Consider the following 12,043-nt stretch of genomic DNA (forward strand, 5'->3'; position numbering starts at 1 on the left):
TCGTGGCGAACATGAAGAAGATCTCCGACGCCTACGGCAAACCGTTCCTGCAGAGCGAGTTCGGTGGCCGCGTGGACCGGGTCTCCGCCACCCAGGCCTCGCTGGTCGCCTACATCAAGGCCCTCAAGGCGAACGGGGGGCAGGGCGTCTTCTACTGGGAGCCGGAGTGCATGTCCCCGTTCACCGGCTACAACATGGGCGCCTGGGACTCCGCGACCAAGCGGCCCACCGCCATCATGGACGGCTTCACCCAGGCCTGAGCGACGGGCCATGGACCGCAACCCGGGCAACTCTCCGTTCAGGTATGGGGATTGGTGATTGTAATGGGCATGACATCATGTCTCGAAGGGCACGGGGCCAGGCTGGGAGTGGTGGGCCTGCTGACTCTTGCAACGCTGGTCGGCACCGGTGCGGCGCATGCCGATGCCGCCACGCGGGCGCTGCCGGCCGGTTGTTCCGGCACTGCGCCGATCAAGTGTCACTACGCGGTCTCACCCGGCAGCTACGACGTGACGGTCTCCATCGGTGGTGCCACTGCCGCCGAGACCGACATGTGGGTGGAGGCCCGGCGCCTGATGCTTCCGGCGACGAAGACGGCGGCCGGTGCAACCGCCACGTACTCGTTCACGGTCAACGTGCGGCAGCCGGAAGGGCAGCCGACCGGTCAGGGCGGCACCGGAAACCCCGGGCTGGACATCCGGTTCGCGGGGACCAACCCGCAGGTGTCGGCCGTCTCCGTGAAGCCTGCGGCCCAGCCGCTGGTCGCCTACCTGGCCGGTGACTCGACCGTGTGCGACCAGCCCGTGGCCCCGTACACGGGATGGGGCCAGATGATCACGCCGGCGGTCGGCCCCGGAGCGTCCGTCGCCAACTACGCGGACTCCGGTGAGAGTTCGGCCAGCTTCCTGAGCAACTCGGCGCTCTTCCCGACGCTGTTGTCGAAGGTCAAGGCAAACGACGCGGTATTCATCCAGTTCGGGCACAACGACAAGCAGACCAGCGCGTCGGCCTTCCGGAGCAACCTCACCTCCATGATCACGCAGATCCGTGCGAAGGGCGGCGTCCCGGTCCTGGTGACCCCGCCGGTCCGCCGGCTGTTCGACGGCAGCCGGCTCACGTCAACGGCCCTGCACGTCAACGGCGTCGGCGTGAACCTGCCCGCCGAGATGCGCTCGGTCGGAACGGCCCAGAGGGTTCCGGTGATCGATCTGACCGCCAAGAGCAAGGCGCTCGTCGAATCCCTCGGCCCCTCCGCCTCCGCGCAGCTCTTCCTGCGCTCCTCCGTCGACGGTGTCACGGACAACACCCACTTCTCGCAGTACGGCGCGAGCCAGATGGGCGGGCTGGTGCTCCAGAGCATCCGCGAGCAGCGCCTGCCCCTGGCCGCGTACCTGCGCTGACCGACGCCCGGCGCCAGTCCCAAGGAGGGACCCATTGAGGAACTTACGGATTCTCATCACGACCGCGCTCCTGATCGCCTTGTCGAGCGTCGGTGTCAGCGCCGCATCCGCGGCGGACCGCGTCGCCACGAACTGCACCAGCGCCTCCCAGGCCCAGGCCCCGGCCGCGGCCCCGGTCACCGTGTGGCTGGCCGGCGACTCCACCATGGCCAACCCGAGCTCCGGCCGTTGTCCGGTCGGCTGGGGCAGCCAGTTCGACGCCCTGTTCAACAGTGACGTGACCGTCAAGAACCAGGCCGTGGGAGGCCGGAGCATCCAGACCTGGCTGTACGAGGGGAACGTGAGCGGCACCAAGGGCTCGGACGGTGAGTGCCGCCTCACGTCCACCTCGTACTCGTCCCGCTGGCAGGCGATGCTGAACTCGAGCACCGGAATGAAGGCAGGTGACTACCTGTTCATCCAGTTCGGCATCAACGACTCCTCCTCGGCCTGCCCCCGGCACGTCGGCCCGGCCAGGTACCAACAGCTGATGACCATGATGGCGCAGGCCGCCCTGGCCCGGGGCGCGCACCCGGTGCTGCTCACCCCGGTGGCCGCCATCACCTGCTCCGGTGGCACAGCGACCAAGAACCGCGGCTTCGTGGGCGAGACCTTCGCGGCCGGATCCGCCACCAGGGCGCCGGTCATCGACCTGCAGACGCTCAGTGTCTCGCTCTACAACAGTCTGCGCTTCTGCCCGAACAACGGCGACTACGGAGGGAGCGGTCCCCTGGGCACCTTCTTCTGCAACGACCACACCCACTTCGACACCTACGGCGCCCAGCGGATCGCAGGGCTCGTCGCCGGTGACGTGCGCCGCCAGAACCTCCCGCTCGCCGCGTATCTCAGGTAGCACGCGGCGGTGGGCGCGAACCGGGGCCGGTCGGTTCGCGGGTGGCCTCAATGACGGCGGTGCCGCGGACCGAGGTCGCAGTCGTACCTGTCTGACGGTGGCGTGCGGAAGCGGCTTGGCTCCGACCGGGCCGCGGCGTGCGACGAAGGCGGGGCCGGGGCTCGGGTACGACCGGCGAGGCAATCCCCGCATCAGCCTGCGGAAGTCCCAGGAGCTCGCGGTGATCAGCCCCAGCATCCGCCACGTCTGGAGCGTCCGGCCGAGCCGGCTGGGCGCCAGGTTCATGCCCCGGGACCGCCGGTACGTTGCCGGGGCCGCCGGCTGGTCGGCCGCCCGCCACGTGTCCTCGGTCTTCGACGCGGCCGGCTCCGGGGAAGCGAGGCCCCACCACGCCGAGCCGATACCGACCGGCTGGCGGCCGCTGGTGATCACTCCGTACAAGTCGGGGAGCCCTCCAGGGCGCCGGCCGACAGGCCGTCCCTGCCGATCCGGTGGGCCAGTTCGAATGCCTGGCGGTGCGCTTCGGGTTCCTCGATCAGCGGCAGGGGCGCGAAAGAGCTGTTTCCGAGCAGGAGCAGTTCGGCCGCCATGAACAGGGCGTTGTTGTAGCCCAGGCCGTGCCGGGTCCACTCCCCCGTGCCCGCGAACAGAGTGAGCTCCAGCCGCTCCAGAGCGCGGGCCAGGGTGGCGTCGCCACCGACTCCGATCTCGCCGCGCAGGACGTCCGAGCCGATGGAGAACTTCTGCAGGTAGCGGTGTTGATGTCGTTCCGGGCCGCCTTCACCGCATCGTTGTCGCTGATGTGGTGTTCCGCGCGGCGCAGGATTCCGACCAGGGTGCTGGCGCTGTCACTCTCCTCGTCGAAGTCGTCCTCGCCCTGGGCGCGCATGGCCGGGTAGCCGGCGAGGATCTGCGACAGCCTCGATCCCCGGCCCGAGCGCAGCTCCGCCTCCGCGTCCCGCAAGTCAGTAGGCAGAGCCGGATTGCATCGATGATGGCCGTCTTGCCGCTGTCGTTCTCGCCGACGAGGACATTCGTGGCGGGACCGAACTCCAGACACAAGCTGGCGTCTGTGTCGCCGTCCTTCCTCGGCATCGAACCGAAAATCCGGAAGTTCTCCGCGTACAGACAAGCCAGGCACAACGACGCCCCCGAGACCTGGCGCGGCCGGAAGAGGGACCGAAGGGAAGCGCCCACAGTCGGCACCACAACCGGCCGCCACGCACGGCAGTACGACAAAGGACTGGGCGCCTCGGCGGCTTCCTGCACACCACACGCGCAGGCCTCAGGAGGAACCGCCAGACAGCGTGTACAGGCCGCGACCCCAGCACGCCTGCCGAAATCACGATCCTCGGATTGTCACCTCGAACCCTCAGGGGCAGACTTACCGGATTCTTCCCGGGTGATGTGATTGACGAGCTCTCCCGGTTCCACATCGAGCCCCGCAGCGATATCCAAGAGTGTAAGAACACTGGGGCTGCGCTTTCCGTGCTCGATATAGATGAGGCCGCGGAAGCTCAGCCCGCTGCCCTCTGCGAGTTCTTCCAGGCTGTATCCCCGCTCCTCTCTGAGGCGACGGATTTGCATACCCAGGGACAGGAGTCGCGGTTCCGGTGACGGTTCACGTGCTGGCACACGGCGACTCGACCGTCACACCTTTGCGTGCACCATGAACAGCTGTGCATAACTACTGGTTGTAGCGGACAGCATCGCCCCGGCGGGCAGCAACAGCGCCGTCGCGCACGTCGCCAAGCCAGTACGAAAGGGTCGGCGACAGGTACAGCACGCAGCTCAGTTTCGTGGGCAGGGCATATGAGCAAACCAATCGAGCCGTTCGACCGCTGGCCCAAGCGATATCCAAAACCAGAGCGCGGTGACGCACCGTGCCGATGCGGCACGCCACAGCAGCCTCTCCACCCGTCTGCGGATCACGGCCGAGGCCATCGCTGGCAGGCCCGGTACACCGACTCCTCAGGAAAAGAGAAACGGCTGGCCTTTGCCACCTGGCAGGAAGCCCGCGACTGCCTGGACAAGGTACTCACGGAGACCGAAAGGCAGACGTCGCGCGACAGTAATCCGGGCAGCCTGCATGTTAAATACTTCACAACCGAGATGATGAAAAGGAGAAGCAAGCCGCTCTTGCGCCGCGGGCAAGAAACGCGGACCCGGCGCTGCGCAAGGTCTGCACAATACGACCGGTGCCTTCGTGCGTGCCCGTCCTGCAAGCGTTCAGGACGACCAGGTCGACACCGGAGAAGGCCCCGTCCGCGAGGACCCCGCTGGAAGTGAGCATGGCCGTCCCCAGTGAACCGCCGTGCAGAGCGAGTCCGGCAGCCCAGCGATTCGGATGGGTGAGGCCGTGTGCCGCAAGGTGGACGATCCTGGCCATGGGCATCATGCAGAGCGCTGTCCGGGGTCGCCTCCTGTTCCCGGACCGCCTCTCCGTCAAGCTCGGTCTGTCCCAAGCCCATCACAAGCTCGTGGACGATCCGAACGGGCTGGACCGGACCCTCGCGCCGGAGGAACTGGGACCAGCGCGAGGGTGGCGCCGGACGTTCCCGCATGACGCCCGTCGGCCGTGGCGAAGCCATTCACCGAGCACTCCGGTCCGAGGGCTACTTCATTCCCGTGGTGGCGATTCCCTTGACGAGGTAGCGCTGGCCGACGAGGAAGACGACGAAGACCGGGATCAGCGTGACGACGGACATCGCGAACAGCGATCCCCAGGAGGCTCCGCTGGTGGCGTCCACGTAGTTGCGCAGGGCCACGGGCGCCGTCTGCAGCTCCGGCTTGGTCAGGTAGATCAACTGGCTGAGGAAGTCGTTCCACGTCCAGATGAAGGTGAAGATCGCGGTGGTGGCCAGCGCGGGCAACGAGATCGGCAGCAGGATGCGGAAGTAGATGCGCCAGTACCCGGCTCCGTCGATCTTGGCCGCCTCGTCCAGCTCGGTGGGCAGACCCCGGAAGAACTGGACCATCAGGAAGATGAAGAAGGCATCCGTGGCCAGGAACTTGGGAACGATCAGCGGAAGGAACGTGTTGACCCACCCGATCTTCGAGAACATCACGTACTGCGGAATGATCAGTACGTAGACCGGCACCATCAGGGTCAGCATCATCATGCCGAAGAAGAACGCCCGCCCGCGGAACTTCAGCCGTGCGAAGGCGTAGGCCGCCATGGAGCAGCTGACCAGGTTGCCGAGCAGCGCCCCGAGCACGACGATCGCCGAGTTCAGCAGGTACAGCCCGAACGGGTGCGACAGCGCGCTCCAGCCGTCGGAGTAGTGGCCGAAGTCGGTGTCCGTGGGCAGCAGGGAAGGCTCACGGAAGATCAGGGCGTCGGGTTTGACCGAGCTGGCGATCATCCACAGCAGCGGGTAGACCATCACGAGCCCGAAGGCGATCAGCACGACGTGCTTGAGGATCGCCCGTATGCGGGCCACCCGCCGGCGGCGTTGCGCGGCTGGAGAAGGAGCGGGCGCGGGCGAAGGGGTGTCTTCGGCCTTCAGGAGTGTCATCTCACTTACCGTCACCGTAGAACACCCATCTCTTGCTGAAGTAGAAGTTGATCGCGGTCAGGACGCCGACGATGACCACGAGCAGCCATGCCATGGCCGAGGCGTAGCCCATGTGGAGTCGGCCGAAGCCCTCGTCGTACAGGTACAGCGAATAGAAGAGGGTCGAGTCCGAGGGACCACCCGTTCCGCCGCTGACGACGAACGCCTGGGTGAAGGACTGGAACGAGCTGATGATCTGCAGGACGAGGTTGAAGAAGATGATCGGGGTGAGCAGCGGCAAGGTGACGTGCCGGAACTGGTGCCAGCGGCCCGCGCCGTCGAGGGCGGCGGCTTCGTAGTACTGCTCGGGTATCTGCCGCAGACCGGCCAGGAAGATCACCATGGAGGAGCCGAAGGTCCACACGTGCAGGACGACGAGGCTGTACAGCGCGGTGTCCGGGTTGGAGATCCAGCCTGGCCCGTGGATGCCGAACAGCCCGAGGAACTTGTTCACCAAGCCGTCGGTGCCGAAGACCTGTCGCCACAGGATGCCCACCGCGACCGAGGCGCCCAGGAGCGACGGCAGGTAGTAGACGGACCGGTAGAACGCCAGCCCCTTGATGCCCCGGTTGAGGACCATCGCCAGGGCGAGGGCGACCGCCAGCAGCAGCGGCACGCTGAGGGCGACGTAGACGAAGGTCACGCTCAGGGATTGTCGCAACCGGGGGTCGTCGAGCATCTTGCTGTAGTTCTCGAAGCCCACCCACTCGGGAGAGCTCAGCAGGTTGTAGTCCGTCATCGAGAAGTACAGCGAGGCGATCATCGGACCGAGCGTGACGCCGGCCATGCCGACGAACCACGGCAGCAGGAAGACCCATGCGGTCCGTTCTTCTTTTCTGGCCGCCCGGCTCAGGGGTCTGCGAAGCACAGTCATCGTCCTCGGGTTCTTGGAGCGGGTGCGGAATTCAGGAGCCGCCCGACGGCGGCTCGGAGGGAAGTGACGTGGCCGGTGAACTGCGCACGACGGCGACGTCCGCCGCGTCGAGGACGAGCGTCTCCCCGGCCTGAAGGCGGTGTCCGGTGATCAGGTCGGTGCCGGAGCGGTCAAGGGTGACGGTCACCTTGTCCTGCCGGTGGTTCAGCAGGAACAGGTACGTGCTGGTCTCCGTTCGTCGCTCGGTGACCTCGACACCCCGCGGTGCGGCGTGCACCGGTCGCACCCCGGCCTGGTCCAGGACGTGCCGTACCAGGGCCTCGAGGGCGTCGTCGTCCAGACGTGTGCCGATGTACACGGCACGGCCCTGGCCGAGTTCGTGCTCGGTCACCGCGGCCTTGCCGGTGAGATGGCCCTTGCGGTAGACGGCGAGCGGTCGGGCGGTCTCCGTTTCGAGGTCGTCCTGCCAGACGGAGGCGGACGCGAGGAAACCGTTCAGCGCGGTCTGGTCGGCTGCGGCCTGGACCGGCACCGTGGCCTCGGCGGGCATCGGGGAGAACTCCTGGACATGCGCTCCGATGATCTCGCGCAGGGCCCCCGGGTATCCGCCTTCGACGATCCGGTCGTCCTCGTCGACGATCCCGGAGAAGTACGAGACGACGAGCTGGCCGCCGTCCTCCACGAACTTCCGTACCGCCGCGCTGTGGTGGCGGGACATCAGGTACTGGTTGGGGATGACCAGGACGCGGTAGGGCGACAGGTCGTCGTCGAGGGTGACGACGTCGACGGCGACCTGGCTGTGCCACAGGGCCCGGTAGTGCCGGGCGACGGTGTCCCGGTAGTCGAAGGTGTTGTCGGGGTGGGCGCAGCCTTCCACGGCCCACCAGTTCTGCCAGTCCCACACGATCGCGACCTGCGCGCCGGTGCGTGCCGTGGCGACCTCGTCGATGGCGCGCAGCTCGTTGCCGAGCGCCTTGACCTCCTGCCACGTCCGGGTCTTCTCGCCACCGTGCGGGAGCATCGCCGAGTGGAACTTCTCCTGCCCCTGGCGTGAGGCCCGCCACTGGAAGAACATCACCGCGTCGGAGCCATGTGCGACGGCCTGGTAGGAGCCCAGGCGCATCCGGCCCGGCTGCTTGACCTGGTTGGTCTTCCACTGGCTCACCGCGCCGGCGGCCTGTTCCATCAGCATCCAGGGCCGGCCGCCGCCGAGGGAACGCATCAGGTCGTACTGGAAGGCGGCGACGGCCATCGAGTGGGGCTTGCCCGGGTCGGGGTAGCAGTCGAAGGCGACGACGTCGAGCTCCTTCGCCCACCGGTGACTGTCGGTCAGCCGGCACCCGAAAAAGTTGGTGGTGGCCGGCACGTCCGGCGTGATCCCGTGGAGCAGGTCGCGCTCCTGGGTGACGAGTTCCAGCAGGAGGTCGGAGGTGAAGCGAGAGAAGTCCAGTTCGCGGGACGGGTTGACCCAGCCGCGCACGGGCTGGGGCAGGTGCACCTGGGACCAGTCGCTGTAGCGCTGGCTCCAGAATGCCGTGCCCCACCGGCGATTGAGCTCATCCAGCGTGCCGTACCGCTGCCGCAGCCACGCGCGGAAGCGGTCGTCGCACCGGTCGCAGAAGCAGTCGGAGTGGTACTCGTTGCCGATGTGCCACATGGCCAGACCAGGGTGCTTCCCGTACCGCTCGGCCAGCTCGGTGGCGATGCGCCGGCTGCGGTCCCGGTAGACCGGGGAGGACGGGCAGAAGTGCCCCCGGCTCCCGATGCCGTGCCGCACTCCCTGCCGGTCGACCGACAGTGTTTCGGGGAAGTCCGTGGCGAGCCACGGTGGCGGCGCGGCGTTCGGCGTCGCGAGGTTGACGTGGATGCCGTTCGCCCACAGCAGGTCCATGATCTCGTCGAGCCAGGAGAAGTCGAACCGGCCGTCGGCCGGCTCCAGCATGGCCCAGGAGAAGATGCCCAGGCTCACGAGCCGCACGCCTGCGGCTCGCATGAGCCGGACGTCCTCCTGCCACACCTCCCTCGGCCATTGCTCCGGGTTGTAGTCCCCGCCGTAGACGACTCCGGGCAGTCGACGGCGAAAGGTGTGCATGCGCGGATCGTTCGTGCGCGGATCGGACACGGCGGGGATTCCTTCCGGAAGGGCTACTACAAGTGGCTGCTCAGAGCTGGGACTTGATTTCGGAGATGAACTTCTTGGCTGCCTCCTTCGGCGACAGACGGTTGAACAGCACGTCCTCGTTGAGGCGCTGGAAGATGTCGGGGACAGCGGGACCGGCCTTCGCGTTGGGGATGTGGACCGCGGTCGGCTTCAGGGCGTTGACGCGCTGCAGGTAGTCGGCGATCCGCTTCTCCACTGGGGACAGCTCGGGTGTGATCGCCTTGAGCACGTCGGGGTTGACGGGAACGCCGCGGTCGAACTTCTGGATCTTGGCCGCCTCGGGCGAGTTGACCAGGAAGTCGAGCAGCTGCGCGGCCTCCTTGGGGTGTTCGGTCCGCGCGGAGGCGCCGTAGAAGATGCCGGGCTTGGTGTAGGCGCCGACCTGGGTGGCTCCGTCCTCGCCGGGGAAGAGGAGCAGCTTGGTCTCGCGTCCGCCGGCGCCCTCGATCGCACCGAGCTGGGTGACGGACAGGTCGCTCATGGCAGCCTTGTGCTGGGCGACCAGGCCCTGCTCGACACCGGCTCCCGACGACAACTGCTCGATCGCGGCGTCCGGGCTGGTCGTGCCACCGCTGTCACGCAGCTTGACGACCCATTCCCAGTAGGCCGCCACCGTCTCCTCGGAGAAACCGATCTTGCTGCCGTCCTTGGTCCAGTAGTCCTCGCCGTGCTGCCGCAGCCAGGTGCCCAGGTCGTTGGTGTAGAGCGGCATCGCAGTGCCGACCAGGCCCTTCTTGCCCTTGGAGATGGCCGCGGAGGTCTTCACATAGTCGTCCCACGACCACTTGGTGTCGTCCGGGAGAGGCACGCCGGCCTGCTTGAACGCCACCGGATCCGCGACGATGCCGAAGCCGCTGTCGCCGGCCGGAACGCCGTAGAGGCCGCCCTTCACGGTCGTCATCGCCATCGAGTTCGCGGGCAGCTTGTCCGTGTGCAGCACGTCCTTGACCTTCTTCAGGTCCATCAGCTGCCCGTTGTCGATGTAGGAGTACATGTACGGGTCGGTGATCTGCAGGACGTCGGGCATGTCACCGGCTGCGGCACCGGTCGACAGCTTCTTCCAGTAGTCGTCCCAGTTGGAGTACTCGGGCTGGACGTCGATGTTCGGGTGCTCCTTCTCGAACACCGCGATCATCTGCTTGGTCATCTCGTGCCGGGAGTCCGATCCCCACCAGTTGAACCGGATGACGGTCTTGCCGCCGTCGCTCCCGGAGGAGTCTCCGGCACAGCCCGTGGACAGGGTCAGGGCGAAGACCGAACAGGTCAGCCCGACCGCACGGAGCGTCCGTCTGGTCAGGCGGGAAGAGTGGTTCATGTTGAGGGCTCCTCTGCTGCCATACCTGGGCGGTGCGCCCGGGCTGGGGGTCCGTCGTGTCAGGAAGCCGACTTCCGACGCCGTCCGTCTCGCCGCGCGGCGGCGGGGCTCAACTCGGCTGTTCTCCGGTCCGCGAAAGTTACCTGCGGTCCGTGTGGAGGGTCGCCCGCCCCGACTCGTCGAACTCTCGGGCGGACTGCGGCGGCTCTGACATGGGTTGTTGTGAACGTGCGCTTGAACCTTGTTCTCGGAGTTCCGAGTTGCTGCGCCGGTTGACCGCGAGCACCGCACCGAGTTGAGATCCGAGTGACGTCAGCGATAGTGAACGTTCACTGCGGCGAGCGTAGTAACGGACCACATCTCGGTCAAGGCTCTGTATGTAACGCTTGGGCACTCAGTGGCAGTTCACCGGTTCCGGCCCGGTACGGCAGGGGGACGGGCCGCGCGGACATGCCGCGGCGACCGCGTGACCGGCCAGTACGGGACACAGGGGTGCCCGTTCGGCGAACGTCGGTGGTTCGAGTGTGTGGTGGGCCGGCCGTTCTACGGGATGGCGCGGCCGGTCCTCGCCGGTCCGCTCGATTCACGCAGCACAAGGCGGGAGTCGAGTTCCAGGTGGAGCTCCGGCTCCGCCTCCTGGCGGATGCGAGCGAGCAAGGCCTTCATGGCCTGCCGGCCCATGGCTTCGCGGTCGAGGTCCACGGTGGAGATGGACGGGTTGAAGTACGCGGTGAACTCCTGGTTGTCCCAGCCGAAGACGCTCACGTCCTCCGGGACCCGCCAGCCACGGTCCTGGAAACCGCGGATGACACCCATGGCGACGTCGTCGTTCGCGGCGAGAACGGCGGTGACCCCGGAATCCGCCGACAGGCTCTGGGCCGCGTCGTATCCGGAGCGCACGGACCAGTCGCCGTCGATGACGGCGTAGTTCTCCAGGCCCCGCTCGGCGATGGTCCGCAGGTAGACCTCGCGTCGCTTGCGTGCCGACATCCAGTCCGTGCTGCCGGCGACATGGACGAAGCGCCGATGACCTATGGAGGCGAGGTAGTCGATGATCTTGGCGGCCGGCTCACCGTCGGCGGTGATGCCGTGGGACCGCATCTGGTCGTCGTACTCGCCTATGACCACGGTGGGCGTGTGTTCGAGCCCCAGCATGTGGACATCGCCGATGGGGGTGAAGGTCAGCACTCCATCGGCCTGACCGGAGTCGAGCAGGGCACGGACACGGTCCCCCCGGACTCGTTCGTCGCCTTCCAGCCCGACGATGTCCAGCATGTAACCGGCCGCCTGCGCCTCCGCGGACGCTCCGCGCAGGATCTTCGAGGGCACGAAGGTCGTCATGGTCGGCAGGACCACGGTGATGCGGTTCGACTTGCGGGTACGCATCGACCGCGCGACCAGGTTCGGCCGGTAGTCCAGCTCGGCCACGGCCTGCTCGATGCGGGCCACCGTCTGCGGCTTCATCCCTCCGTTGCCCCGCAAAAAGCGGGAGACGGTCTGATGGGACACGCCCGCGTGCGCCGCGACGTCAAGGATGGTGGGCCGCTTCTTGTTCACAGGCTTCGACCGCTTCACGTCCGGCTCCGATCGCTCCGGCCTCTGGTCTGCGTCCACAGTCTGCCCCGCCGCCTCTCTTCGCCCCGCATGCCCGTCGGTACTGTACTGCCGGGCAAGCTGCGGCAGCCTCTTTCTGAGCTCTGGGTCGTCTCGCCGACGCTCCCCACCTCCGCTGGGCGAGTACGGCTGTGGCACGGATCGCCCGACTCGACCAGCCGCACGGCCCGTACCCGGGCTGTACGGCTGGTCGCCGAGTCCGCCGTCACCGGACGGCACGCGTTCCTCAT

General features: G+C 67.2%; 11 protein-coding genes and 1 pseudogene. 4 read left to right on the forward strand and 8 right to left on the reverse strand.

Annotated features, from left to right (window positions below; translation table 11 throughout):
- The 4 genes and pseudogenes from ALMP_RS37780 to ALMP_RS37795 all read left to right on the forward strand — a co-directional run.
- Positions 1-260: pseudogene (locus ALMP_RS37780) on the forward strand (arabinogalactan endo-1,4-beta-galactosidase); the annotation flags it as partial.
- Positions 261-329: 69 nt separating this feature from the next.
- The gene (locus ALMP_RS37785; protein WP_264936501.1) at positions 330-1,400 is read left to right on the forward strand and encodes a rhamnogalacturonan acetylesterase; all 1,071 of its coding nucleotides are present in this window, start codon (positions 330-332) and stop codon (positions 1,398-1,400) included.
- 34 nt (positions 1,401-1,434) lie between these two features.
- On the forward strand, positions 1,435-2,292 hold the full coding sequence (locus ALMP_RS37790) for an SGNH/GDSL hydrolase family protein (protein ID WP_264936502.1): 858 nt from the start codon (positions 1,435-1,437) through the stop codon (positions 2,290-2,292).
- A gap of 491 nt (positions 2,293-2,783) precedes the next feature.
- Positions 2,784-3,191: a hypothetical protein gene (locus tag ALMP_RS37795; protein WP_264936503.1), complete on the forward strand. Its 408-nt coding sequence runs from the start codon at positions 2,784-2,786 to the stop codon at positions 3,189-3,191.
- Here the strand turns inward: ALMP_RS37795 and ALMP_RS44580 are convergent.
- The 8 genes from ALMP_RS44580 to ALMP_RS37825 form a co-directional block, all read right to left on the reverse strand.
- A complete protein-coding gene (locus ALMP_RS44580; RefSeq protein ID WP_375803600.1) occupies positions 3,073-3,561 on the reverse strand; it encodes an AAA family ATPase in 489 nt (162 codons plus the stop codon). The two genes, ALMP_RS37795 and ALMP_RS44580, sit on opposite strands and share 119 nt — an antisense overlap.
- Before the next feature lie 90 nt (positions 3,562-3,651).
- Positions 3,652-3,879: a helix-turn-helix domain-containing protein gene (locus ALMP_RS37800; RefSeq protein ID WP_264936525.1), complete on the reverse strand. Its 228-nt coding sequence runs from the start codon at positions 3,877-3,879 to the stop codon at positions 3,652-3,654.
- A 514-nt stretch (positions 3,880-4,393) separates the two neighbouring features.
- Complete coding sequence (locus tag ALMP_RS44585; RefSeq protein ID WP_375803601.1) at positions 4,394-4,690, reverse strand: CHAT domain-containing protein; 297 nt, start codon at positions 4,688-4,690, stop codon at positions 4,394-4,396.
- A gap of 217 nt (positions 4,691-4,907) precedes the next feature.
- A complete protein-coding gene (locus ALMP_RS37805; RefSeq protein ID WP_264936504.1) occupies positions 4,908-5,810 on the reverse strand; it encodes a carbohydrate ABC transporter permease in 903 nt (300 codons plus the stop codon).
- A gap of 1 nt (position 5,811) precedes the next feature.
- Positions 5,812-6,723: a carbohydrate ABC transporter permease gene (locus tag ALMP_RS37810; RefSeq protein WP_264936505.1), complete on the reverse strand. Its 912-nt coding sequence runs from the start codon at positions 6,721-6,723 to the stop codon at positions 5,812-5,814.
- Between the two features lie 31 nt (positions 6,724-6,754).
- Entirely contained in the window at positions 6,755-8,815 is a 2,061-nt protein-coding gene (locus tag ALMP_RS37815; RefSeq protein ID WP_264936506.1) for a beta-galactosidase, read from the reverse strand.
- Between the two features lie 70 nt (positions 8,816-8,885).
- A complete protein-coding gene (locus ALMP_RS37820; protein WP_264936507.1) occupies positions 8,886-10,199 on the reverse strand; it encodes an ABC transporter substrate-binding protein in 1,314 nt (437 codons plus the stop codon).
- Between the two features lie 543 nt (positions 10,200-10,742).
- Complete coding sequence (locus tag ALMP_RS37825; protein ID WP_309299595.1) at positions 10,743-12,032, reverse strand: LacI family DNA-binding transcriptional regulator; 1,290 nt, start codon at positions 12,030-12,032, stop codon at positions 10,743-10,745.
- Between the last annotated feature and the right edge of the window lie 11 nt (positions 12,033-12,043).

Source organism: Streptomyces sp. A012304 (genome assembly GCF_026008495.1).
In the GTDB taxonomy this organism is placed as follows: domain Bacteria; phylum Actinomycetota; class Actinomycetes; order Streptomycetales; family Streptomycetaceae; genus Streptomyces.